This is a genomic window from Arcanobacterium buesumense (assembly GCF_012563545.1).
GTDB classification, from domain to species: domain Bacteria; phylum Actinomycetota; class Actinomycetes; order Actinomycetales; family Actinomycetaceae; genus Arcanobacterium; species Arcanobacterium buesumense.
Genome location: NZ_CP050804.1, coordinates 1,603,612 through 1,627,764 on the forward strand (window position 1 = coordinate 1,603,612; position 24,153 = coordinate 1,627,764).

20 protein-coding genes and 1 rRNA gene are annotated in these 24,153 nt (G+C 49.3%); 9 read left to right on the forward strand and 12 right to left on the reverse strand.

Translation table 11 applies throughout. The annotated features are described in order from the left end of the window. Positions 1-172 precede the first annotated feature (172 nt). The 3 genes from HC352_RS07435 to HC352_RS07445 are packed head-to-tail and all read right to left on the reverse strand — an operon-like array spanning position 173 to position 4,268. The gene (locus tag HC352_RS07435; RefSeq protein ID WP_168918280.1) at positions 173-2,302 is read right to left on the reverse strand and encodes an ABC transporter ATP-binding protein; all 2,130 of its coding nucleotides are present in this window, start codon (positions 2,300-2,302) and stop codon (positions 173-175) included. Next, positions 2,299-3,264: an ABC transporter permease gene (locus tag HC352_RS07440; protein WP_168918281.1), complete on the reverse strand. Its 966-nt coding sequence runs from the start codon at positions 3,262-3,264 to the stop codon at positions 2,299-2,301. Before HC352_RS07440 ends, HC352_RS07435 begins: the two co-directional genes overlap by 4 nt. Then, positions 3,261-4,268, reverse strand: a complete 1,008-nt coding sequence (locus HC352_RS07445; RefSeq protein ID WP_168918282.1) for an ABC transporter permease — start codon at positions 4,266-4,268, stop codon at positions 3,261-3,263. Before HC352_RS07445 ends, HC352_RS07440 begins: the two co-directional genes overlap by 4 nt. Positions 4,269-4,536: 268 nt before the next feature. Between HC352_RS07445 and lipB the strand changes: the two genes are divergently transcribed. Together lipB and HC352_RS07455 are read left to right on the forward strand one after the other, a co-directional pair. Then, on the forward strand, positions 4,537-5,340 hold the full coding sequence (gene lipB, locus HC352_RS07450; RefSeq protein WP_168918283.1) for a lipoyl(octanoyl) transferase LipB: 804 nt from the start codon (positions 4,537-4,539) through the stop codon (positions 5,338-5,340). Then, positions 5,319-6,365: a lipoyl synthase gene (locus tag HC352_RS07455; protein ID WP_168918284.1), complete on the forward strand. Its 1,047-nt coding sequence runs from the start codon at positions 5,319-5,321 to the stop codon at positions 6,363-6,365. Before lipB ends, HC352_RS07455 begins: the two co-directional genes overlap by 22 nt. A gap of 66 nt (positions 6,366-6,431) precedes the next feature. Here the strand turns inward: HC352_RS07455 and HC352_RS07460 are convergent, their stop codons facing one another. From HC352_RS07460 to HC352_RS07475, 4 genes are all read right to left on the reverse strand, one after another. After that, positions 6,432-8,000, reverse strand: a complete 1,569-nt coding sequence (locus tag HC352_RS07460; protein ID WP_168918285.1) for a class I adenylate-forming enzyme family protein — start codon at positions 7,998-8,000, stop codon at positions 6,432-6,434. Next, positions 7,997-9,289, reverse strand: a complete 1,293-nt coding sequence (locus HC352_RS07465; RefSeq protein WP_168918286.1) for a M18 family aminopeptidase — start codon at positions 9,287-9,289, stop codon at positions 7,997-7,999. Before HC352_RS07465 ends, HC352_RS07460 begins: the two co-directional genes overlap by 4 nt. Positions 9,290-9,314: 25 nt before the next feature. Continuing rightward, positions 9,315-10,082 (reverse strand): alpha/beta hydrolase family protein, encoded by a 768-nt coding sequence (locus HC352_RS07470; protein WP_168918287.1) that lies wholly within the window; start codon positions 10,080-10,082, stop codon positions 9,315-9,317. Between the two features lie 117 nt (positions 10,083-10,199). Then, positions 10,200-10,652 carry a protein-tyrosine phosphatase family protein gene (locus tag HC352_RS07475; protein ID WP_168918288.1) on the reverse strand — a complete coding sequence of 151 codons (453 nt, stop codon included), beginning with the start codon at positions 10,650-10,652 and terminating at the stop codon, positions 10,200-10,202. A gap of 224 nt (positions 10,653-10,876) precedes the next feature. Here HC352_RS07475 and HC352_RS07480 point away from each other — a divergent pair, with 224 nt between their 5' ends. Then, positions 10,877-13,084, forward strand: coding sequence for an NADP-dependent isocitrate dehydrogenase (locus tag HC352_RS07480; RefSeq protein ID WP_168918289.1), 2,208 nt, complete (start codon positions 10,877-10,879; stop codon positions 13,082-13,084). Between the two features lie 100 nt (positions 13,085-13,184). Continuing rightward, positions 13,185-13,709, forward strand: coding sequence for an LppP/LprE family lipoprotein (locus tag HC352_RS07485; protein WP_168918290.1), 525 nt, complete (start codon positions 13,185-13,187; stop codon positions 13,707-13,709). Positions 13,710-13,790: 81 nt separating this feature from the next. Here HC352_RS07485 and HC352_RS07490 read toward each other — a convergent pair whose 3' ends face one another. Continuing rightward, complete coding sequence (locus HC352_RS07490; RefSeq protein ID WP_168918291.1) at positions 13,791-14,747, reverse strand: L-lactate dehydrogenase; 957 nt, start codon at positions 14,745-14,747, stop codon at positions 13,791-13,793. Positions 14,748-14,906: 159 nt separating this feature from the next. Between HC352_RS07490 and HC352_RS07495 the strand changes: the two genes are divergently transcribed. The 3 genes from HC352_RS07495 to HC352_RS07505 are packed head-to-tail and all read left to right on the forward strand — an operon-like array spanning position 14,907 to position 17,384. Next, positions 14,907-15,689 carry a 2-keto-4-pentenoate hydratase gene (locus HC352_RS07495; RefSeq protein WP_168918292.1) on the forward strand — a complete coding sequence of 261 codons (783 nt, stop codon included), beginning with the start codon at positions 14,907-14,909 and terminating at the stop codon, positions 15,687-15,689. A gap of 8 nt (positions 15,690-15,697) precedes the next feature. Beyond that, positions 15,698-16,954: an alpha/beta fold hydrolase gene (locus tag HC352_RS07500; protein ID WP_168918293.1), complete on the forward strand. Its 1,257-nt coding sequence runs from the start codon at positions 15,698-15,700 to the stop codon at positions 16,952-16,954. Positions 16,955-16,973: 19 nt separating this feature from the next. After that, on the forward strand, positions 16,974-17,384 hold the full coding sequence (locus HC352_RS07505; RefSeq protein ID WP_247645183.1) for a DUF4870 domain-containing protein: 411 nt from the start codon (positions 16,974-16,976) through the stop codon (positions 17,382-17,384). Here the strand turns inward: HC352_RS07505 and pepT are convergent. Further along, positions 17,381-18,607: a peptidase T gene (pepT, locus tag HC352_RS07510; protein WP_168918646.1), complete on the reverse strand. Its 1,227-nt coding sequence runs from the start codon at positions 18,605-18,607 to the stop codon at positions 17,381-17,383. The two genes, HC352_RS07505 and pepT, sit on opposite strands and share 4 nt — an antisense overlap. A gap of 218 nt (positions 18,608-18,825) precedes the next feature. Between pepT and HC352_RS07515 the strand changes: the two genes are divergently transcribed. Both HC352_RS07515 and HC352_RS07520 read left to right on the forward strand, forming a co-directional pair. After that, positions 18,826-20,793 (forward strand): glucose PTS transporter subunit IIA, encoded by a 1,968-nt coding sequence (locus tag HC352_RS07515; RefSeq protein WP_168918294.1) that lies wholly within the window; start codon positions 18,826-18,828, stop codon positions 20,791-20,793. Positions 20,794-20,801: 8 nt separating this feature from the next. Continuing rightward, positions 20,802-21,650, forward strand: a complete 849-nt coding sequence (locus tag HC352_RS07520; RefSeq protein ID WP_168918295.1) for a PRD domain-containing protein — start codon at positions 20,802-20,804, stop codon at positions 21,648-21,650. A gap of 71 nt (positions 21,651-21,721) precedes the next feature. Here the strand turns inward: HC352_RS07520 and ptsP are convergent, their stop codons facing one another. The 3 genes from ptsP to rrf all read right to left on the reverse strand — a co-directional run bounded on the left by ptsP (position 21,722) and on the right by rrf (position 24,057). Further along, positions 21,722-23,422 carry a phosphoenolpyruvate--protein phosphotransferase gene (gene ptsP, locus HC352_RS07525; RefSeq protein ID WP_168918296.1) on the reverse strand — a complete coding sequence of 567 codons (1,701 nt, stop codon included), beginning with the start codon at positions 23,420-23,422 and terminating at the stop codon, positions 21,722-21,724. A gap of 4 nt (positions 23,423-23,426) precedes the next feature. Next, positions 23,427-23,690 carry an HPr family phosphocarrier protein gene (locus HC352_RS07530; RefSeq protein ID WP_168918297.1) on the reverse strand — a complete coding sequence of 88 codons (264 nt, stop codon included), beginning with the start codon at positions 23,688-23,690 and terminating at the stop codon, positions 23,427-23,429. 249 nt (positions 23,691-23,939) lie between these two features. Continuing rightward, positions 23,940-24,057: ribosomal RNA gene (rrf, locus tag HC352_RS07535) — 5S ribosomal RNA — on the reverse strand. Positions 24,058-24,153 lie beyond the last annotated feature (96 nt).

Here is a 24,153-nt window from a genome sequence, read left to right on the forward strand (position 1 = left end):
GGGACATAACTCCGACAAGAATTTGGAGTGATACCCTTTAGCCTAGTCTAGATTTAAAAAAAAGGTAAATTATTTTACTCATTTTTGAAGAAATGTGTACTAAAATACATCTGAGCCAGTAAAGTGTTTTACCGGCTCAGATGTATTTTAGTGTCGTAAAACTTACTCCACCCTAGAAAAGATTAACGGTACGCGGATAGTAACACGCAGCCTTATGATCCCCGCCCAATTCTTGGAAAGGTGGATGATGGGCATCGCATTGCGTTTGTTCTGCCGCTCCTAACGTCTTATACAACGGGCATCGCGTCACAAATCGGCACCCCTTAGGCGGATTTGCCGGCGATGGTAAATCACCCTCAAGCAAAATACGGTCACGATTACGTTCCTTGTGTGGATCAGGAATCGGAATCGCTGAAAGCAATGCCTGAGTATAAGGATGTTGCGGAGCTTCGAACACGGAATTCACATCGCCAACTTCAACGATCTTGCCCAGATACATAACAGCAACACGATCAGCGATATGACGAATAACAGATAAATCGTGTGCAACGAACAAGTACGATAGAGACATCTTCGAACGCAATTCATCAAGCAAGTTAATAACACCTGCCTGAATCGAAACGTCAAGCGCGGAAACCGGCTCGTCCAAGATCAAGAGTTTCGGCTCAAGTGCAAGCGCACGAGCAATACCGATACGCTGGCGCTGACCACCGGAGAAATTACGCGGGTAACGATTGACGTGTGCTGGCTCTAAACCAACCATCTTCATCAATTCTTCGACCCGTCCTGGAATATCTTCTTTCTTCCAGCCACCGTAACGCAATGGCTCTGCGATAATGTCAAAGACCGGGAATCGTGGATCCAACGAAGCCATCGGATCTTGGAAAACAACTTGCAGATCTTTACGAATTCGCTTGCGATCACTGCGACTAAGCTGAGTAGTGTCTTCACCCATGACAACAATTTTGCCGTTTTGCGGCTTAACAAGATCAAGAACTTGCATCAGCGTCGTCGTCTTGCCCGAACCGGACTCACCAACTAAACCAAGGGTTTCACCGGCGCGAATATCTAAGTCAATGCCATCTACTGCATGCACTGTACCCACTTGACGACGGAAAACAGAACCCTTCATCAGCGGGAAGTACCGCGTCATACCTTCAACGCGCAAAACTTCTTCGCGCTCTTCACGCGGGGCCGCAAACGGGGGCGGCACAGCTGCTGGCAATGGATAAATATCGGTGTATTTACGCGACTCGTGACGAATTTCTTCAGCACGCTTACAAGCAACACGATGCCGATGCGAATCAGCAGATTTAACATCCGCCAGAACAGGCTCGCCATCAAGGCAATGTGGTTGCGCAACTGGACAGCGTGCTGCGAACGGGCAGCCCGTAGGCTCAAAGAGCATCGACGGCGGATTACCTTCAACAGCTGCTAACTGGTATTCCTTCTTCGAATCCAAACGCGGTAACGAACCGAGCAAACCAATCGTGTACGGCATAGCCGAATGGTAGAAAATCTCATCAACAGAGCCAGATTCAACAACCCGCCCGGCATACATTACGGCAACCTTATCGGCCAAACCAGCAACAACACCAAGATCGTGGGTAATCATGATAACGGCAGCACCGAGCTCTTTTTGTGCTTGCCGAAGCACATCGAGAATCTGGGCTTGAATCGTAACATCCAGTGCGGTTGTCGGCTCATCCGCAATAATGAGTTCTGGCTTATTAGCAATCGCCATTGCAATCATGGCACGCTGACGCATACCACCAGAAAACTCATGCGGGAATGCCTTAATACGAATCTCTGGGTTCGGAATACCAACCATCGTCAATAATTCAATGGCCCGTTCTTTCCCCTGGGCTTCATTTAAGTCAGGATCATGAACTTTGAGCGCTTCAACAATCTGATCACCAATAGTATAGACAGGCGTCAATGCGGAAAGCGGATCCTGGAAGACCATGGCAACTGTTTTGCCGCGCACCTGCGACATATACGCATCGGAGCGACCTAGCACTTCGGTGCCATGGAGTTTTACCGAGCCATCAACCTGCGCCGATTGATCAAGTAACCCCATGATCGCCATTGACGTGACTGACTTTCCCGAACCAGACTCGCCAACAATACCCAAAACTTCACCAGAATTCACCGAGAAGTTAACACCACGCACTGCGTGCACAACACCGTCTTCGGAAGGGAAACGAACATGGAGATCGGTAACATCGACAATGGGAACGCCTGGCTGTGCCTGAGGAAGATCGCTCGATTCAAATGTCGTAGCATCCTTTTTCTTACTCATGCTTTCCCTCCGGACTTAGAAGTAGGATCAATCGCGTCACGCAAACCATCACCAATAAAATTCACTGACACCAGCATAAAGACCAACACTAACGCCGGTGGCACAAATAGCCACGAATGGGTCAATGCGGAAGACTGGCCCAAGCCAATCAAACCACCAAGAGAAATCTGTGGATCCTTGATACCAAGGCCAAAGTAAGACAATGTGGTTTCAGCTAGTACGGCACCCGCAATACCCAACGTAAAGTCAATAATGAGCAACGAGGAAATATTCGGAATAATGTGCCGCGTAATAACTACAAACGGTGGCACAGACATGTACTGCGCAGCATGAACATAATCAAGATTCTTAACTGACATCGTCATGGAGCGAACCACACGAGCGGTAAGCATCCAGCCAAAAAGCGCAAGTAGGAAGATGAGTACTGGAATAGATCCAGATTTTCCGCCAAGCCGTTGGTTAATAACTGCGATCAGCAAGAAAGAAGGAATGACGAGCATCAAGTCAATAATCCACGATCCGGCCCGATCAACCCACTTACCGAAGTAAGCAATTGACGAACCGAAAAGTGCGGCCCAGCCAGTTTGTAAAAACGCAACTGAAAAACCAATCATCAACGAGGTGCGCAAACCTTCAACCGTGAGGGCAAAAAGGTCTCGCCCACGGTTATCAGTACCAAACCAGTGGTTTGGAGATGGCGCCTGCAACGGTGCCGTGCGATCACGAGTTAGGTAATCCCACGGAGTTAAATAGGAGCCAAAAAGCGCAAAAAGAATAACGCCGATCAGCATGAAAACGCCCAGAACTGCAGTCCAGTTACGAAGGAAACGACGGCGAATCAGTTGCCCACGGGTGTAGCGATGGCTACTTTCCATTCGGACCCGAGCGTCCTCATTGAGCGCAGCTTGTACTGCATCGACGTCAGCCTGACTGACCATTGGGGAGTGTTCGGTATTCATCATCCCACCCTTACTCGAGGATCAACCATCGAAATCGCAACATCAGAAAGGAAAGCACCAGTAAGTGTACAGGTACCAGCAAAGGCAACTACCGCAGCGGTTCCATTGATATCAGATCCAGTAATTGTGCCCACTGAATAGATACCCATACCATTCCAGCCATATACCTGTTCGGTAATTGCCGCACCTAAAATCAATGTGGCAATTCCAAAAGCGAAGTATGTTGCAATCGGAATAAGCGCTGTGCGCAAGGCATGCTTACGAATCGCAGTTCCAAAGCGAACGCCCTTTGCCCGAGCTGTCCGCACATAATCAGCTCCTAAAGTATCAAGCATCAAATTACGCTGGATACGCGAATAAGAAGCGACTGATGACAGCGCCATAGAAATCGTTGGCAATAACAAATGCTGCAAGCGGTCTACAAGCTGTAAGAAAAATCCATCTGGCGGTATCGCCGATGTTGGCCCCACGAAGTTAAATATCTGGTATCCCGCAGCCTGGTTGGCATAGGTTGCCCCAATTTGCAAGAAAACAGCAATCACCATCGCTGGAGTGGAGATAATAACCATTGCCGCAATAGAAATAATCCGATCCCGCTTAGAGTACTGGTTAACTGCCGCCCACGCACCCAGTGCGACGCCGCCGATAATTCCGATGAAGAATCCAAGGAAAACAAGCTGCAGTGAAATAGGAACACGATTAGCAATTTCGGCGTTAACACTGGCACCTTGAGGAGAATAACCCCAGTCCCAGTGGCTGATCATGCCAACCCAGTTAACAAACCGATCAAGAATCGGATCAGTTGGATTAATGTTCCATCCAGTTAGACGCTCATCGACCGTGCGAACTACTTGCTCGTACGGAATGTTCTTACCAGAGGTAATCTCCGCTTCGATAAGCATCGAGCGTGGATCCAGCTGCGTGCCGGCAATAAAGTAGGCAAGGGTGACCGCTACTACCAGCAAGAGCAGATAGTTCAGCAATCGCCTAAGAATGAACTTTAACATGCGAGGCTTTCTGTCCGGCGGTGTTCTCCGCCTCGCAGGGACGATAAAACACCGGTTTTCTTATTCTCTTATCAGTGGAGTGTATACCGAAAGAATACTTCGAAACACATTCTAGCGTGAGTTTGAGGGTGAAATTCCATTCGATAGCCCGACTGTGATCACTTAGTCATAGTTATCCACCATTATCTATATGTATTCATTGGCGGTTTTCTTTGGGGTTGCTCACTTAAATTCGCGCATGACCAACGTCCCGGTCTAGGCTTGGAGTGTGCAGATCATAAATCTTCTCGATCACGGTCCCCTGCCTTATATGCAGGTTGACACTTTACAGCGCTACATCCACGAAAAAGTGGCTAGCCTCCAAGCTCCTGACTCCATCATCGTGTGGGAATCAGACCATACATACACTGCTGGCCGACGCACTCAACCACAAGACATTCCGAACGACGACGTTCCTGTCATCACCATGGATCGCGGCGGCTCCGTCACCTATCATGGCCCTGGCCAACTCGTGATTTATCCCATTGTTAAGGTGAAGCCGCCGAAAGACGTTGTTGCCTTTGTACGCACTACTGAAAACACCCTTATTTCCGCAATACAACCACTCGGTGTAGCCGCGACTGCCGTTTCCGGGCGCTCTGGCGTATGGATACCAGCACAACAGATGCCAACCGGTATTGAATCCAAGATTTGCGCTATCGGAATTAAATTCGCCAATGACGCCACCATGCACGGAATGGCTTTCAACGTCACCACTAATCTGGATCGTTTTATGCGCATCATCCCCTGTGGAATCACCGATGCCGGCGTCACGTCGCTAGCTCAGCTCGGCATCCACACCACACTAACTGATACTGCAGATCTTCTCGTTCCGGCGCTTAGTGATGCATACCAGCAGTTCCTTGCACGTCCCGACACCGTCGTCACCGCTCACCCACAGCCCGCTCAACTTTTAATGGAAGCCCGCAATCATCATCCTGCTATTCCCCAGCGAACCGGCGTATCATGGAAAGCTGATACCGGCGCAAAACCGCACAACAAGGAGGCGTCATGGCAGTCGCAGATCGGGTGAATCCCGAACACCGCAAACTATTACGTGTTGAAGAACGCAACCGCGAAACCCCCATCGAAAAAAAGCCTAGCTGGATTAAGACCACTGCTACCGTCGGTGCCGAATACACAGATATGCGCAACCGCATGGAAGGAGCAAGCCTTCACACCGTATGCGCTGAAGCAAACTGCCCCAATATTTACGAATGCTGGGAAGACCGTGAAGCATCCTTCCTGATCGGTGGCGATATTTGCACTCGGCGTTGTGACTTCTGTTTTATTAAAACCGGCCGCCCCACGTCTTATGATCAAGATGAACCCCGGCGTATTGCTGAGTCCGTTGTGAATATGCGCCTCAACTACGTCACCGTTACCGGAGTGACGCGTGATGACCTCGACGACGGCGCCTCCTGGCTCTACGCCGAAACCTGCCGGCAAATCCACCGGATGTCACCCACAACAGGCGTTGAACTACTCATCGACGACATGCGTGGCGGGGAAAAATCCCTCGCTCAGGTCTTTGAATCACGCCCCGAGGTATTAGCACATAATCTTGAAACTGTTCCCCGTATCTTCAAAAAGATCCGACCCGCATTCCGTTATGAACGTTCCTTGGACCTCATCACGTTTGCTTCAGAATCAGGGCTGATTACCAAATCTAATTTAATTCTTGGCATGGGAGAAACACGCGACGAGATCATTGCCGCCATGCAAGACCTTAAAGATGCTCACTGCGATTTGTTGACCATCACCCAATACTTACGCCCCTCACCGTTGCATCATCCTATTGATCGCTGGGTCAAGCCACAAGAATTCGTTGAGCTATCCACGATTGGTTATGAGATGGGATTTGCAGGAATTATGGCCGGTCCGCTTGTTCGCTCGTCATATCGTTCCGGCTCGCTATGGGCGCGGGCCATGGCGCATAAGGGCTGGGAGATTCCTGACAACCTCAAAGCTATCGGAGCTAGCTCAGCCCAAGGACTCGGCGTTGGTGGCGGACATGCTCGGCAGGAAGCCGCAACGCTTATTGCCCGGGGCCTATGATTGCAGACGTCAAAGGGGTGGGCCGCAAAATATTTTGCGGCCCACCCCTTTGAGATTATGTATTAGCTATCCCTTTCGGGCATCAAGGCACATTTTCTTGATTTGTGCCATATCAGTTTTACCATTGGCATTAGTTGGCAAACTCGGCACAACACAGACCGCCCGAGGCGCTTTATATCGCGCAATATGACTTGCCACAAAATCTCGTATAGTACCTAGATCCGGGGCTTGCTCCCCCGGTTTGACAACAATCGCTGCTGCGACTGCCTCTCCCCACGTTTCATCTGGGATACCAACAACTGCTGCATCTACAATCTGTGGCATCTGAAGCAATACGCTTGATACTTCTTCCGGAATGACCTTTTCCCCACCGGTATTGATTTGATAGCGCGTGCGACCCACAATCCACACGTGCCCCTCCGCATCACGGCGTGCCATATCCCCAGTCAGCAGCCAACCGTCACGAAAAGCTTCAGCGGTAAAACTAGGATCGTTCCAGTAGCTATGAACCACATGAGGTCCGCTAATAACTAACTCACCAGTATCTGCTTCTTGCCCAAATTCATCGATTATCTTGGCGCTAACATGGGCGAACGGAGAACCGATCGAACCGCGCGCTTGGGCGAGCAAATCTTGCGATAGCATAAACCCAGCACCACCCGTTTCCGTCATTCCCCACACATTTAATGGACGTAAACCGCTCTCTTCCATGCGCGCCAAAAGCGCCGGAGGACAGATCGCACCACCAATCAAAGGCAACCGGAAAGCAGTCAAGTCCCGCTGGGAGAAATCCGGGTGTGCCAATAATGCTGAATACATTGTTGGCACCGCAAACATCATCGCCACTCGATGCCGCTCAAGCTCCTGTAAAACCCTCCCCGGATCGAATTCCCGGACGATCACAATCGTTCCGCCATGCGAAAAAAGATCCAAAGTAGTGCCATTAAAACCACCAATATGGGTGAGCGGAACCGTCACCAGTTCAACATCGTGGTTAGAATACTCAAATCCTTCCCGAAAATTCTGCGAACCCCACCACAGTTGTTCATGAGTAAGATAGACCGCTTTCGGCCGGCCGGTTGAACCGGAAGTAAAAAGCATAGCTCCGCCATCTACCTCTGAAACATTAGTATCTACCGCCAAGCCAGTCTTCCACGCAGTAGCCTCCATAGGGTGGCTTTTTCGATAACATGCCGACAATCCCTGAAACCCTTTGGGGTAACCATTCGTTAATGACGAGAACTCGACGTCGTCATCAATAACAAAATATGAAACACCATGACGTTTCTGAATACGTGAACTTTCCAGATCGGCCACTACTACTCGCGGTTGCGCAAAATCCAGCACGTCCGCTAGCTCTGGGCCAGCAAAACGATACGAGATAGGAACAAACACTGCCCCAATCCGCGCGCAAGCTACGTGAAGCAACATGTGATAAGGACTATTGCGTGCAATCAGAGCAACTCGATCGCCCTGCCCGACACCGATATCGCCTAGCATAGCCGCTAGTTGTTTCGTTATCAGCGTAGCCTCTAACACAGTATAGGATGTTTCCCCATAGTGAATAGCGAAGCGTTGCCCATGCGAATGCGCGGCCATGTCCAGCGAGTAGGCTGGATTGTAGTGTGGTTTCATGCACCCATCCAGTAGGCTTCAAGAATACGAGCCATACCGAGCAAATCAGCAGGATTAGTGATTTCTCGTACGGAATGCATCGAAAGCATTGCCACACCAACATCCACGGTAGTCATCCCAAACCGGGTTGCGGTTAGCGGACCAATAGTGGTTCCGCATGGCACATCGTTATTAGAGACGAACTCTTGGGTGCTCACGCCAGCCTGATGTGCCGCCCGTAACCATGTAGCCGAACCGATCGCATCAGTCGCGTAACGTTGTTGGGCGTTAATTTTAAGTAACGGTCCGCCACCTAAGATTGGGTGGTGGGCTGGGTCATGTTTGTCCATCTTGTTCGGATTAACCGCATGCCCAGCATCAGCTGAGATACATGAAGATTGTGCAATAAAGCGCCAATATCCTTCGTCTCCCGCTATCGGCGAGGCGGCAACGATTCGCCGCAATGTACTTTCGAGGATTGGCCCACTGGCGCCTGTTGGCGTCCCTGATCCAACTTCTTCATGATCAAAAGCTACAAAGACGAGGACATCATCTGTTTGTCCCCCATCTTCAGCGACGGATAAAAAGGCTTGTAGTGAAGCAAAAACCGAGGTGAGGTTATCTTGGCGTCCGGCGCAGAAGAAGTCTTCGCCATCCGCTCCGCCATAAATGCGATAGGGAGCGGTGTCATAAGCGTAGAGGTCAGCACCGGCCACACTTGCTGGATCGATACCATCGCTGACACACACATGAGCCATGACGTCAGCTTCAGATACTGCCCAAATAGGATGATAATCGAGCTGGCGGGAAAGTTTTAATTCGTCATTTTGGCTACGATCCAAATGCGGTGCTAGTTGTGGAATTGTCATCAGGGCATCGGTTTTCACTAAATGACGTTCGCCGTCTGTGGTGACGATCTGACCGGCAATTCCGAGGTCACGATTAAGCCAAGAGTTCAGGAGTGGGCCGCCATAGACTTCGACGTTGACTTGGGAATAACCAGCGGCAGTTGATGTAGCTACTGGCTTAATTTTGAACGACGGCGAATCCGTGTGGGAGCCAATAATACGTGCGCCACTTTGCAGACTAAATTTTTCCGGTAGTTGCCAAGCGATAACCGCGCCACTAACAACCATCACCGCGCGGGTAGCATTTGACCATTGGTCGTGTTGATCAACGCGAGTAAATCCAGCTTCGGTTAGCTGATGAGCAACATTTTCGGCTGCATGATAGGAGGTAGGCGATTGGGTGATGAAATCACCGAAAGCTTGGGCATAAGTTAATGGAGTAAAACGATCAAGGTAATTCATACCTTGTAGTCTAATCCTTTACGGTTTAGTCTGCCCGTAGCGCTCCGAGGAGGAAAAGCCATGCATCATGTCCGGGACGGACAACATCTGCGTGGTTAGCCCCGGGAACAATGGCAATTCTGATTGGAGTTGCCGAATGTTGTTTGACTAAGGATACCGGAATTGTTTGATCATCTTCACCATGGATGACTTGGATGTTTAACCCGCCGGCGGCATATCCGGCTTCACCAAGCTCATTCATTCGGGTCATGGGATCTAACCGAGCATACATGTGTGGCAGATCTTCAGGTGTGCCACCGATCCACGAGGTAATACCCAGCGGATCTTCCCGACCGTTAATATTTGCTGTTAATTGGCAAAATGGCGCCAGACCGATAGCTTTAGTGGGCGGCAGTTCCGGATCGAGAGCAACGTCAATTGCTAGGGTGGCGCCGAAAGAGTGGCCGATCCACGTTGCTGAGGCAAGATCTGGACGGCGTGATAACGTGGCGATATCTGCCAAGGTCACATTAGGATTTCCGTGTTCTTTGCGGACTTCAACAAGAGCAACTCGATAGCCTTCTTCCCCCAGAGCCAATGCCGCTGGCCGCGCATAAGCAAGAGAAATTGGGGTGCGGTATCCACCGCCTGAGATAAAGACGAGAGTTTGTCCGTCCGCTGGGCCATACCATTCAATGTATTGGGCAGGATCTGATCCGTATGATTCGATCTCTTCACTGGCAACACTGAGCGCCGCCAAAGTTTCAAAGACATGGCGTTCAGGACTTATCGGTGTTACCTTATCATCGATCATGGCACAAGTATCGCGCACTTATCGGAAAATCTCATATTCATCGAGCCTATATTGACAAAGTTGAGTGATATGCCACGGTCACAAAACGCGCACTTTACGCTTTCATCTAAAACGTATTTAGTTGACGTCTGAGCCAAGATCCATCACAAATGCACGTTGGGCTGGAGATGCTACCGATTCTGGATTGTACTCGCGCTGGATGAAGTCGATCGCATCATGGGGATCCATACCGTCAAAAACCGCAAGAATCGCGAGTGCCGTACCGGTTCGTCCAACTCCGCCAGCGCAAGTTATTTCAATTTTCCTATCCACTGCATCGTTCCACGCTTCACGCAGTGTTTGGAGAGCCTGGGCAGGGCGGCGCGGCAAGCGATAATCTGGCCAATCAATTGTTATGGTTTGCCCGGCGTGTGACCGTACGGTAGACGCGCCAAATCGGTTACCCACTGAGGTTGTTAAAACGATTGAGATATCAGCCTGTTCTTCAACAGCAACGCGCCATGAACGTCCCCGGATTCGACGTCCCGACGGGAGGGTAATGACGCCAGGGCCATCATTCCATGTTGCCATTGCTGCCTCCTAGTATTACGCAAATGTCAGCGCGCACTATCATGTATGCATTCCAAAACTACCAATCACCCTTAACTTTTCCCTAGTGCGATAGTCACAAATCGCCTTTTGGCAATCAAACTCACATCTCCATGTTGATTCAGCCCACATTTCTCTTCATTCCTGATAATCTTTACATCAAGACATTTATTGTTAGCGACTGTCTCGTTCAAGGGAGAACAACCATGGCTCATATTATTTACACCCATACTGACGAGGCACCCATGCTCGCTTCCGCCTCCCTTTTGCCAATCATTTCTGCGTTCACACGCAAAGGCGGAATTGATATCGTGGCGCGAGACATATCCCTTTCTGGCCGAATTATTGCTGCCCTCAGCCACTATCTTCCCGAGCATCTACGCCAGGCCGATACACTAAGCGAATTAAGCGCATTAACTCAACGCCGAGAAGCCAACATTATTAAACTTCCCAATATTTCTGCTTCTTTGCCCCAGTTGCACGCAGCTATCAGCGAGCTGCAAAATCATGGATATGAGCTCCCAGATTACCCAGTCTCACCAGTTACTGACCTAGAACATGACATTCGAGCCCGTTATGATTCAGTTATCGGCTCTGCAGTTAATCCCGTTTTACGAGAGGGTAATTCGGACCGCCGCGCCCCGCGAGCAGTGAAAAATTACGCCCGTACTCATCCACATTCGATGGCTCCATGGTCAGCCGATTCACGCACCCGCGTTGCCACAATGGACAGCGGAGATTTTAAACATAATGAGGTTTCTTACCTGGTTGACCAGCCGCTGAATGCCAGCATCGTGTTTCAACCGAACGATGGCCCTGCACAAAAAATAAGAACCGCAATTCCCCTGACTACTGGCGATATCATCGATGCCAGCGTCATGAGTATTGCCCAGCTCGATCGTTTTTTGGCCACCTGTGTTGCCCAAGCTAAGGAATCAAACCTACTCTTTTCAGTTCATCTCAAAGCTACAATGATGAAAGTTTCCGATCCGGTGATTTTTGGCCGTGTTGTGCGCGCCTTTTTCCCGCGCACTTTTGCCCGGTTCGAAGGTCAATTAGCTGATTTGAAGCTGTCACCAGACAATGGTTTAGGAGCGATCTTCGCCGGATTAGAGCAGGTAGCCGAAGGCAGAAATATTCGCGAATCGTTTGATGACGAACTTGCTAGCAGTGGACCTCTCGCTATGGTTAATTCAGATCGAGGTATCACTAATCTTCACGTACCATCAGATGTCATTGTTGATGCGTCAATGCCAGCGATGATCCGACATGGCGGAAAAATGTGGGGTCCTTCTGGGGAGGAAAATGATACGCTCGCCGTCATCCCAGATTCGTCTTATGCCGGAATTTATCAGGTAGTTATTGATGATTGTAAAGCTCACGGCGCGTTTGATCCGGTTACGATGGGTAGCGTTCCGAACGTTGGTTTGATGGCGCAAAAAGCTGAAGAGTACGGTTCTCACGATAAAACTTTCGTTGCGCCAGCTTCAGGGCGAGTCGATATTATCGACGACGACGGACGAGTGCTTTTGTCACGGCCAGTTGATCAGGGCGACATTTTCCGCAGTTGCGTGACCAAAGATGCCCCTATCCATAACTGGATTTCATTGGCTGTTCAGCGGGCGCGCCTTTCATCAACTCCGGTTGTTTTTTGGCTTGATTCACAGCGGGCGCATGATCGAATAATGATCTCGAAAGTCGAATCTGCATTATCCCTTTGCAATACCGAAGGTCTTAATATTCGTATTTTAGATCCTTGTCAGGCAGCGGTACATACACTTCAGCGGTTGCGTAAAGGTCTGGATACTATTTCGGCTACTGGTAATGTTTTGCGTGACTATTTAACTGATTTATTCCCGATTATGGAGCTGGGGACGTCAGCGAAAATGCTTTCCGTTGTTCCGTTGATGGCTGGGGGTGGTTTATTTGAAACCGGCGCTGGCGGTTCTGCACCGAAGTTGGCTCAACAATTAATTGACGAAAACCATCTGCGGTGGGATTCACTGGGTGAGTTTTTAGCGGTGGCGGAATCGTTGCGGCATTGCGGGCAAATAACTGGTAATCATCATGCTCGTGTTCTTGCCGATTGTTTAGATATAGCAACTGAGCGGGTATTGACGCACGGACGTTCAGCACAACGTCACGTTGGTGAGCCAGATAATCGTTCTTCACATCTATGGCTTGCAACGTATTGGGCACAAGCTCTTGCCAAACAGAATGATGACGAAGAACTCCAGAATGCATTTGCTTCGTTGTCGGCAGAGTTGACTAAGTTAAGTCCACATATTGACGATGAACTTCTTGCAGTTCAAGGACAAGCAGTTGATGTAGGTGGCTACTATCATCCAGATCCGGTTAAACTTGCGCAAGTGATGCGGCCTAGTGCTGTCTTTAATCATCTTATTGATCAGTGAACTACCTACTGGCATACCAGCTTTTGCCTGCCATTCTTACCTTCACAAGTGATAGAATTTTGGGTAGTTTTGTCACTACTTTTATTAGGAAGAAGGGATCATGGCTCGTTGGAGCTTAGTGCGCGTTGGCGCTTGCCTACCTCTCGCGTTATTTGCGTTTACTGGATGTTCAAACTGTGCCGAGACTAGTGGAGAAGAAGCACTTGCTCAAGCTGCCACCGAGTTGGCACCAGCTTGGGAAGGTTTAGCGCCAGATAGTGCGGAAAATTGGGATTTTGCCAGTGCTGACACCAGTACGTATGATTCCTGCAAGCCGCTTTCTTGGATTGTTATCCCGACGGCGATGCCTAGCAAAGATGCTCCTTATGAAGTTGCACTATTCCACAATGGCGTCTTCAGTGGCACTTCAGAAGCCCGCCCGTATCTTGGCGAACCTAAAGTCACTCGAGTGTCCGATAACGAAATTCAGGTTGAACGCACCTGGTATCTCGATGAAGAAAAGACAATGCCTAAACCAGCCGTTGCAACATACGTTTGGAATGACGATAAATCACGAACAGTGCGCACTGGTGGTCTGCCGCCAAACGAATACGCGGCCGGTGGTCCACAGGCACCTGCGGAGTAAAAAGATTACTCTACGAATGTTTTATCCATAAATGTGTGAGTGGCAGGAAGAATCCTGCCACTCACACATTTATGGATAAATTTAGAGACCGATACTGCGCTGGGCTGACGTCAAGGCTTGTACAGAGGCGTCAAAACGTACCTGTTCTTGAGTATCCATCGGGAATTCAATCGTCCGTTCCACTCCGTTTGCTCCAACGATACATGGTACAGACATAGCTACATCGTTAACTCCAAAAGCGCCGTTAAGGACACTACTGACCGGTAAAATAGCTCGCTGGTTACCCAAAACTGCTTCCACAATACGCGCACCGGCCACACCGATGGCGTAGTTAGTGGCTCCTTTACCTTCAATGATCTTGTAGGCAGAGTGAATAACTTCTTGTTCTAACTCATGCAAAACATCGTCAGTAAAAACTTTTTCACCTTTGGCATTGCGCCAATCACGCAATGACACCTGTCCGATGGTGGCTGAGGACCACAACGCAAATTCACTATCGCCGTGTTCTCCAACGATCAATGAGTGAACCGAACGTGGCGAAACGCCAATCTTGCGGCCAACGAGCCACCGCAACCGTGAAGAATCAAGCACTGTTCCCGAACCAAAAACGCGACCTTCCGGAAGCCCGGAGAATTTCACCGCGGCCGCTGTCAGTACATCAACTGGGTTTGTTACCAAAACAAAAACTGCATTAGGAGATAGCGGAACAAGGTCAGACATCAAGCTTTCTAGAATATGAGCATTCTTTTCCGCTAAATCTAACCGTGTTTGACCTGGATTCTGTTTCGCTCCAGCAGTAATAAGCACAATATCGGAGTTTGCGGTTACGGTAATATCCGATCCGCCGATCAATTCCGACCCGGCCATGAACTGGGTACCGTGTGCAAGATCAAGGACTTCAGCATCAACTTTAGTCTTATTAATATCGAATAATGCAACAACGTTGGCCGAACCGCGCAACATCGCCGCATACGCAAGAGCAGTACCTACTGATCCCGCACCAACCACAGACATTTTCGTTTTGAATTGTGTAACCATGTAACCCATTATCCCGGTTTATATCTCAAATGTCTTGAGAATGATCGCACACTTTGTGGTCAGTAGCATTAACCGACACAAAAGTGACACAATAGCACAAGAGAAACAATCGTAGCCCGTGGCACACATCGTCGTCGGACTACAGGGAAGGAAACTGGCATGGATAGGTCACTCGCAGCGGATATTGCCCGTAAACTCAGTACAGCACAACATACCCATGAGCTCTTAGCGCGTATTTCTGAGCAACTTCCTCATGCTACGCTCGACGATGCTTATGAGATCCAAGCTGCCTGGGTTGAAGAACAACTTGATGCTGGCCGTCATCGCGCTGGTTGGAAAATTGGCTTAACAGCCAGAGCTGCACAAGATTCCCGAGGAATTACCGAACCCACATATGGCACGATTTTCCGCGATATGATCTACAGCAATTCGGCATTGATTGATTTTGACATGTTCAACAAACCTCGGGTCGAAGTCGAATTAGCTTTTATTCTTAAAGACCGTCTTGAAGGTCCGCATGTGACGATGTATGACGTGCTACGAGCTACCGAATTTATTACTCCAGCTATCGAGATTCTCTCTTCACGGGTTAGCGGTCCGGGACGAACCGTTGTTGATTCAGTTGCCGATAATTCTTATTTTGGCGCGATGGTTATGGGCGGTCGCCCATTGCCACCAGAAGATGTTGATATGCGCTGGATTTCGGCATTGCTCTACAAAAATGAGGTTATTGAAGAAACTGGCGTGGCTGCTGGGGTGATGAATCATCCAGCACATGGTGTTGCGTGGCTGGCTAATACGTTGGCACAGCAAAATCAGTTCTTGGATGCTGGTGAGATTATTCTTGCCGGGTCCTTTACGCGAGCAATGCCAGTTGAGCGTGGTGATGTTGTGCTCAGTGATTACGGTCGGATGGGAACGATTACTGCACGTTTCGTTTAAGGAGCTTTATGGAAACGACTTATCTTCAAGGGCTACGTCTTGACGATCATACGATCACGGTTCCCCTTGTTTTCGACGGCGACGCGGACACCCGCTCGATCTGTGTTTTTGCTCGAGTTATTACTCGAGATGGCGGCGAAAACTTGCCATATTTGGTGTATTTACAGGGTGGTCCAGGCTTTGAAGCACCACGAGTTTCAGCTCGCCCGGCAACACCAAGCTGGCTACCTCAGGCTCTTAAACATTACCGCGTAGTCATGCTTGATCAGCGCGGAACTGGCCGTTCTACTCCGGTAACTTCTGCCTTATTGGATAGTGGGGATGCGCCCGCTGTGGCTGAATATCTCAGTCATTTCCGTGCCGATTCGATTGTTGAAGACGCTGAAGCACTACGGAAGCACCTGGGGGCACGTCCAGAAGAATGGAATGTGCTGGGGCAAAGTTTTGGTGGTTTCACTGCCGTGTGCTATCTCAGCCGCCATCCACAGGCTATTCATCATGCCTTTTTCACCGGCGGGCTACCACCAGTGACCGGTCATGTTGATGACTTTTATACGGCAACATTTTCAAAAATGCGCTGGCTTTCCGAAAACTACTATGCGCATTTTCCGCACGATCGCGAGCGCATGCAAGCGTTACTCGAGAATGCGGCTGCGGGCAATATTGTGCTCCCCGATGGTGAGGTTGTCTCACCATCTCGTATTCGTTCTCTAGGAATGGAACTAGGACGAAATGAGGGCTGGCAGGTATTGCATCACTTGCTTGAGTGGGATCCGCAATCTGAGCAAATGCGTTACGATCTGGCAGGCCTTCTTCCTTTTAGTGGCCGAAATCCACTCTATTTCTTATTACATGAAGCCTGTGGAGCAAACGGGGTGATAACGGATTGGTCAGCAGATCGGGTGATGCCTACTGATTTCCGTGACGATCTGACGCTTTTGACTGGTGAGCATATCCGGCAAGAATGGTGTGAGACAGTTCCGGCTTGGCAACCGTGGGCCGAAGTGATGCGTATTCTCGCATCATGGCAGTGGCCAGCGTTGTTTGACCAAAGTACGTTACGTGATAGTGGCGCCCAGGGCGCAGCAACAATTTATGTGCGTGATGCCTTCGTGCCTTTTGAACTCTCCATGGCCACTGCAGATGTCCTGCCGGACATTAAACAAGTAATTACTAATACTCACGAACATAATGGATTACGTGCAATGGGGCCGGAGATTGTGGCACACATGTTTGATCTTGCCCAAGGGCTACGCTATCGCTAATCGGAAAAGAGAATAAACGATGTATAACAATATGTACGATGAGCTTTATGACGATGGAATGATTATTAGCTCAGTGACCGACGACGAGCGGACTTGGGCTAAACTTGCTCATCTATCCGCTATTATCGCTATGCTTATTTCTGCTAATTCTCTTTCTTTCCTCGGTCCACTTCTTATTTGGGGATTACAAAAAGACAAGAGTTCTTTTGTTCGTCACGCGGCTGCCGATTCGTTCAATTTCAATATCGGTATGTGGATACTGTGGTTTGCTGGTATCGCAGTATGTTTCACTATTATTCTGATTCCACTCGGGATAGCGATGATACTTGCGAGTGTCATTTTGACGTTATGGCATCATCTGAAAGCTTTTTCCGCAGTCAATCAGGGCCGGCTACACTACTACCCGTTCCAGCTAAAAATTTTGTCCTAGCTGGTAAAACTGCGCGTCATCAACACCCATATCGTCTGATAGGACCTGTGGAATTCTTCAACAGGTAAGAATTCGTGAACTGAGTGAAAATTGAATCCGCCAGTAAATAGGTTAGGTGTGGGAATTCCTCGAGTAGACAAATAAGACCCGTCAGTTCCGCCGCGCATGATGATCGCCGTCGGTTCACATCCGGTAGCCCGTATTGCGGCCCGCATATCATCAACCACCCATTGCGTATCAGGACTTAAAGAATCAGCAATATTGCCATATACATCCGTTATCTCACAGTTAATTTTCGCACGCGGATGAAGGTCTTGAAGGCGCCTAACCGCCGTCGTAATCTCGTCTTTACGCGCCTGATAGATAGCTTTGTCATGATCGCGAATATTTAATGTGACAACGGTTCGAGCCTGATTGCCATCAATGCCTTGAACCCAAATGTAGCCTTCTCTTCCTTCCGTGTGTTCTGGCGTTTGGGAACGGTCAAAAAATGAGATAAGGTCGTAGGCCACAAGATTTGGATTAACTAACACTCCTTTTGCAGACATCGGATGAGCGCTCACTCCGGTAATTGTCACTACTGCTTGTCCGGCATTGAAAGTTTCGTAGGCGAAGGTTGCTTGTCCTTCACAATCGACGGTATATGCGGCGTCGACGTCGAAACGTGCTAAATCGAGCGTCTTAATACCGCGTAACCCAATTTCTTCATCGGGAACAAAAGCAACGACTATTTCGGGATGGGCAACATGTGATAACCGGGATAATGCAGTCATGATGGAAGCCAGTGCGGCTTTGTCATCAGAGCCTAAAACGGAAGTACCATCTGTGCAGATAATGGGCTGGCCGATATAGTTATCGAGCACTGGATATTGCGCTGGATCAAGGATCTGCCCATGTCCGAGAGTTATCGGATGGCCGGTAAATTCACGTATCTGAGGTTTAATCTCTGGTGACAAACCAACGTCGACGGTATCTAAGTGCGCACAAAACCCAATTGCTGGGCCAGGCATCGTTGCGGGAAAACGAGCCGTGAGACACGCATGATCATCGATAACGACGTCGATTGCTCCGATACTTGCGAGTTCCTTGGCTAACAGCCGCGCAAGACGAAGTTGCCCAGGGCTGGTAGGCACCCGTGTTGCACTTGCATCTGACTGGCTAGAGATCGCCGCGTACCGAAAGAATCGGCGCACTAATTCGTCGGTAATCGGTTGCGTGGTCATATCCGTCACGTTGTTTCACCTTCCAACAGTTATCGTCATCTATAGCCTAGTTCTATTCCACAATCTATAACTAATATTGACAGATACTTGACTCAGTGTTCCTTGAGTTCGTATTATAGAAACATCTATAGAGGTTGCAACTTTTTAGGCAAGACTCAAGCGGCGCTTTAACGCGCTCTTGAGTCTTTATTTATTTCCGGCAAATGAGAAGGACGAAGATGTCTATAAAAACGAGCGCGCGCAGTATCATCGATGCTGTTGGCGGGCCACAAAACATTAACTCGCTGACCCACTGCGCAACACGTTTGCGTTTCGAGCTTTCTGACGCTTCGTTAGTAAGCCAAGAAGATCTAGAAAAAATCCCGGAAGTTCTTGGCACAATGCCACAGTCCGGGGATCGTTATCAGGTTATTGTTGGCGGCGCCGTCGAATCTATGTACAGCGCAATCAATGGACTTCCGGACATGGCTAAGACCAGTTCGAATGCTAAATCTGATGATGAGATTAAGGCTGCCGCACGTGCGAAGACGCGCGGTAAGTCTGCATGGCTTGATACATTCTTCGAATACCTTTCCGATTCATTCCGTCCCATTCTTGGCGTGCTCTTGGGCGCATCCCTGATTATCGCTTTTGCGGCGGTCCTCGACGCTCTCCATGTTGTCGACTTCCGAGCAGCCGATAAAGCACCTGGCTGGGTATTCGTTGACGCCATGTGGCATTCAGTGTTCTACTTCTTGCCAATCATGGTAGCGTTTAACGCCGCTAAGAAGCTCAAGGTTGATCCGTGGCTAGGTGCGACTATCATGGCCGCTTTCCTTACTCCAGATTTCCTCAAGCTGTCTAATCCGGAGGCATTTTCTGCACTACAGTGTGTGGAGAACGCAGCAATTAAGCAAACAACGTGTTCTATCGACGTTTTCGGCTTGCCACTGACACTGCCAGATTACTCTGGTAACGTCTTCGTCCCATTGATGATGATTCCAGTTCTTGCCTTGATCTACCACAACTTGAAGAAGATTATTCCAAGCAATGTTCAGATGGTCTTTGTACCATTTATTTCTATGCTCGTTGTTATTCCATTGACCGCATTCCTCATTGGCCCATTGGGCATCTGGATCGGTAACGGTCTTGGCTCTGGGCTTGCCTGGATGAACGCTACTGCGCCATTCATCTTCGCTATCGCAATTCCACTTATTTACCCATTCCTCGTTCCACTCGGTCTACATTGGCCGTTGAACGCAATGATGCTCGTTAATATCCAGACCCTCGGCTACGATTTCATTCAAGGCCCTATGGGTGCATGGAATTTCGCATGTTTCGGTACCACTGCTGGCGTCCTCTTCTTAGCTATTAAGGATAAGGACAACACGATGCGTCAGACCGCTTCGGGTGCGTTAGCCGCTGGCCTATTTGGTGGTATTTCAGAGCCTTCACTCTACGGTATCCACTTGCGCTTTAAGATGATCTACTCTCGTTTGCTGGCTGGCTGTTTAGCTGGTGGCGTGACGATCGCAATTTTGAGCTTGCCATACGGTGGCGTAACAACGAACGCCTTCGTCTTCACTTCTTTGTTGACTATTTCGGTATTCAACCCAGCCTGGGTTTATCTTATCGCTATCACAGTCGCATTCTTTACTTCCATGTTGGCTGTTATCATGCTCGATTACCGCCCCCGCGACGAGCGTCCGTCGAATAAGAAGACGATCGTGGCTTTGCCAGATAACGCGGTTGGTGTACCAATTGAAGGCCAAGTTATTTCTCTTGATGAAGCTGGCGATAAGGTTTTCGCATCACGCGCTTTGGGTGAAGGTTTCGCCGTAATCCCAACCTTAAATCCCATGGGTGTTTCTGAGGTTGTTGCGCCGATTTCGGGTACCGTATCTTCGGTGGCAAAGTCTGGCCACGCCTACGGAATTAAATCTGACGATGGAACCGAAGTTCTTGTTCATGTCGGCATCGATACAGTCAACATGAAGGGTGATGGTTTCACCGTCAAGGTTTCTAAGGGTGAGCATATTACTGCTGGAACGCCTCTCGTCGAGGTAGACTTTAAGAAAGTCGCCGCTGCAGGTTACGCAACTTCGGTGATCGTCACGGTCACTAATACGCGTGCTTTCGCAGCTGTCACCCCAGTACTGGCTGATTATGCTACTGTCTTAACGCCGGGTGTGACAACTCAACGTTAAGGACAGGTATGAAGGTTCTGCGGATCTTTAATAATAACGTCGTCTTGGCCCGTCAAGATTCTGGCCGTGAGGTCATCGTGACGGGCCGGGGCGTCGGTTTTAAAACCGCTCCCGGGCAAGAGATCAATTCTGATCTTATTGCCCGGGTCTTCGTTCCTGTTGATGGCCGCGATCCTGATCACGTGGGAACACTGATTGCTCAGTTACGTCACAACGTGCGAGATCTTGTTTACCGGGCGATGGTTGCAGCAAATTTTACTGAAGAGCAACTATCTAGTCCCACTCTTTTCATTAGTTTATGCGATCATATTGATCTTGCCTTACGGCGGCGAGAGACTGGCCAGATTCTGCACTATCCACTGCAAGCAGAAGTTGAACATCTTTATCAAAGTGAATACCGCGAAGCTGTTACTTTCCTCAATAAACTTAATGAGTTGTTATTAGCCGATGGCGATGAACAGTTGCCGGCACACGAAAGTATTGCGGTTGCTTTGCATCTCGTTAATGCTGGTTTTGCTGCCGGGGACTTAGCTCAAACTTATACGATGACTGGCCTCATCCAACAAATTATTGATTTAATTGGAGCATCTTTTGATGTTCGTTTGGATCAAACAAGTATTAATACTGCTCGGTTGATTACTCATATGCGTTATTTATTTTTACGTATTATTCAAGGGAAGCAACTTGATGATGATACGACCACTATTGGCGATACTATTCGCCATAGTTTGGTGCAAGAGTATGCATGTGCCGAAAGTATCGGACAGTTGGTATCGTTGCGGTTGGGCCAAGAATTAAATTCTAATGAGAAGGCCTATCTTGCCCTACATATTTCTCGTGTGACTTCTATGCGTTAAACTATTGCTTTATCAAAAAGAAGGGCGGGACAGTTCAAATATTACTGTCCCGCCCCTCTTTTGGGCACTATTTACATGAGGAACTTCACGTCAGGATGAACCAGTGCTTCTACAGCTGCACGTGCGTCTTTTGCCGTTGGGGCGTCTAACGCATACGCGGCCATTTGTTGGCACGTGGAAAGGTCGTGAAGCTTAAGTGAAACACGTACTGCTCCGACTTTTGGTGGTGCCATCGAAAGCGATTGGACGCCTAGTCCGGTAAGTACGAGGGCAAGTAGTGGATCGCCACCTGCTTCACCGCATACTCCAACGTATTTACCTGTTGCAGTACCGCCTTGGCAGGCCTTGCGGATCATACGTAGGACTGCAGGTTGCCACACATCCAACAAGCTGGCGAGTTCGCCTTGCATGCGATCAGCTGCCATCGTGTATTGCGCTAAATCGTTGGTACCGATCGAGGCGAAATCTACATGCGACAAGATCGTTGCCGCGTTGATAGCTGCTGCTGGAACTTCAATCATGACACCAACGGATGTTAAGCCGGCCGCATGTGCTTTATCGGCAAACCATTTGGCTTCTTCGGTTGTTGCGATCATCGGCGCCATAACTCTCACGTCCGCTCCAGTTGCTTTTTGTGCGGCTGCAAGAGCTTCAAGTTGCGCATCCATGAGGTCTTCGCGTATTCGTGTCAGGCGAATTCCACGCCGACCTAATGCAGGATTCTCTTCTTCGCCTAAATCGGCAAACTTTAATGGCTTGTCTGCTCCGGCATCTAGAGTTCGAACGGTGACGCGGCGATCTCCGAAAGCACGGAATACCTGGGTATATACCTCAGTTTGTTCAGCAACACTCGGTGCACTCTCCCGGCCCATGAAGAGGAATTCGGTACGGAAAAGACCGGCGCCTTCAACATCGTATTCAGCTGCCCGCTGTGCGTCTTCTGCTGTTCCAATATTGGCAAGAAGCGCAATCTTGTGACCGTCATATGTCAAACCGATCCCGTGGGAATCAGCAAGTGCAGCTTCGCGCCGTTCGGAGCGTTCTTTCAATAGAGCGATATCTTCATCGGAAGGAGCAATAATTACTTCACCGACACCACCGTCAATCGCGATTTTTGCGCCCTGTTCTTGTGCAGGTCCAGCAAGTTCGAGAATCTGTCCGACTCTCACTGCTGCTGGAATACCCAACTGGGCAGCTAAAATAGCGGTATGGCTGGTGGGTCCGCCTTCTGCAATAGCAATTCCCAGCGCAAAGTCAGGGTCTAGTGTTGCTGTTTCGGCGGGTGCGAGATCGCGGGCAACGATAATCGATGGCTCGGTCAATTGTGGAATGCCCGGCATCGGTAGTCCACGTACGACGGCAATTGTTCGATCACGTACATCATAGAGATCAGTTGCCCGCTCAGCCATGTATCCACCGAGTTTGATGAACATATCGACATATTTTTGCACGGCATCCGTGATGGCGCGGGTTATTCCAGCACCACCTTTGAGTTCGTTGACAATTGCTTTTTTCAACCCTCGATCGTGTGCCATTTTGGCGGTAGCTTTCAGGATTTCCTGGGCCTTTTCAGACGCATTTTCAGCTCGTTCATAGAGCATGTCTGAGACGGATTCCAGCGCTTGGGAAACAGTCTCAGTAGCAGCTTCGACGTCGGTAGTTTTTGGCTCGTTTGGGTCAACAGTTGGGGCTGGCGAAACGACGGCGATTGCTCCGTGTGCTGTACCAGCTGATACCCCAATGCCGAGCAGAACTCGGTGTTCGACAGTCATAGACTCACGCGTCCAGATCAGTTTCGAGCAACCCTGCGAGTTTTTCAAGTGCGTCTGTTGCTGAATCGTCCTGTGTGGACAGTGTTACTTCATCGCCGTGCTGCGCGCCAAGTGACATCACATCGAGAACTGACGCAGCGTCTGCTTCTTCACCGTCGAGTGTAAGCGTAAAATCAACGCCAGTTTCTTCGGCAGCTTCTGCGAACAGCGCCGCTGGGCGGGCATGCAAACCAACGGCGGATGCGATTTTTACGGTACGAGAGATCATAAGAGTTCCTTCCTCTTTGAAGGCGCTTTGGAGGCACGACTTCTATGGACTATGGGTCATGTAAAAACAAAAACCTGAGAAATGCATGCACATATCTCAGGTTTTGCCTTTTCAGTAACAACCCTGTTCATGGAATAATTCCATAATTCATTATATCGTAAGCGTTAAGTAAACGCTAGCGGGTTGTGGGTATGTGTGTGGGGAGGGTGTTGACTTATCGTCAACACCCTCCCCTTATATCACGTTAAGTGACGGCGGTGTCCTACTCTCCCACACCCCCTCGAGTGCAGTACCATCGGCGTTGGTAGGCTTAGCTTCCGGGTTCGGAATGGTAACCGGGCGTTTCCCTACCACTATGACCACCGTCAAAATGGTTGACATAACACACACGCACTACAACGTGTGGGAGTCAAGAATCGTATAGTAGACGCGAGCAGCATTACCATCAACATGTTCCATAATA

What these genes read in the sequence shown, in the direction of transcription:
- pepT (WP_168918646.1), bottom strand. Translation starts at nt 18,607, where the DNA reads ATGACCACGCAACCGATTACCGACGAATTAGTGCGCCGATTCTTTCGG.
- ptsP (WP_168918296.1), bottom strand. Translation starts at nt 23,422, where the DNA reads ATGACTGTCGAACACCGAGTTCTGCTCGGCATTGGGGTATCAGCTGGT.
- HC352_RS07500 (WP_168918293.1), top strand. Translation starts at nt 15,698, where the DNA reads ATGGAAACGACTTATCTTCAAGGGCTACGTCTTGACGATCATACGATC.
- HC352_RS07505 (WP_247645183.1), top strand. Translation starts at nt 16,974, where the DNA reads ATGTATAACAATATGTACGATGAGCTTTATGACGATGGAATGATTATT.
- HC352_RS07455 (WP_168918284.1), top strand. Translation starts at nt 5,319, where the DNA reads ATGGCAGTCGCAGATCGGGTGAATCCCGAACACCGCAAACTATTACGT.
- HC352_RS07495 (WP_168918292.1), top strand. Translation starts at nt 14,907, where the DNA reads ATGGATAGGTCACTCGCAGCGGATATTGCCCGTAAACTCAGTACAGCA.
- HC352_RS07485 (WP_168918290.1), top strand. Translation starts at nt 13,185, where the DNA reads ATGGCTCGTTGGAGCTTAGTGCGCGTTGGCGCTTGCCTACCTCTCGCG.
- HC352_RS07480 (WP_168918289.1), top strand. Translation starts at nt 10,877, where the DNA reads ATGGCTCATATTATTTACACCCATACTGACGAGGCACCCATGCTCGCT.
- HC352_RS07520 (WP_168918295.1), top strand. Translation starts at nt 20,802, where the DNA reads ATGAAGGTTCTGCGGATCTTTAATAATAACGTCGTCTTGGCCCGTCAA.
- HC352_RS07445 (WP_168918282.1), bottom strand. Translation starts at nt 4,268, where the DNA reads ATGTTAAAGTTCATTCTTAGGCGATTGCTGAACTATCTGCTCTTGCTG.
- HC352_RS07515 (WP_168918294.1), top strand. Translation starts at nt 18,826, where the DNA reads ATGTCTATAAAAACGAGCGCGCGCAGTATCATCGATGCTGTTGGCGGG.
- HC352_RS07435 (WP_168918280.1), bottom strand. Translation starts at nt 2,302, where the DNA reads ATGAGTAAGAAAAAGGATGCTACGACATTTGAATCGAGCGATCTTCCT.
- HC352_RS07470 (WP_168918287.1), bottom strand. Translation starts at nt 10,082, where the DNA reads ATGATCGATGATAAGGTAACACCGATAAGTCCTGAACGCCATGTCTTT.
- HC352_RS07530 (WP_168918297.1), bottom strand. Translation starts at nt 23,690, where the DNA reads ATGATCTCTCGTACCGTAAAAATCGCATCCGCCGTTGGTTTGCATGCC.
- HC352_RS07465 (WP_168918286.1), bottom strand. Translation starts at nt 9,289, where the DNA reads ATGAATTACCTTGATCGTTTTACTCCATTAACTTATGCCCAAGCTTTC.
- HC352_RS07490 (WP_168918291.1), bottom strand. Translation starts at nt 14,747, where the DNA reads ATGGTTACACAATTCAAAACGAAAATGTCTGTGGTTGGTGCGGGATCA.
- HC352_RS07460 (WP_168918285.1), bottom strand. Translation starts at nt 8,000, where the DNA reads ATGAAACCACACTACAATCCAGCCTACTCGCTGGACATGGCCGCGCAT.
- HC352_RS07440 (WP_168918281.1), bottom strand. Translation starts at nt 3,264, where the DNA reads ATGATGAATACCGAACACTCCCCAATGGTCAGTCAGGCTGACGTCGAT.
- HC352_RS07475 (WP_168918288.1), bottom strand. Translation starts at nt 10,652, where the DNA reads ATGGCAACATGGAATGATGGCCCTGGCGTCATTACCCTCCCGTCGGGA.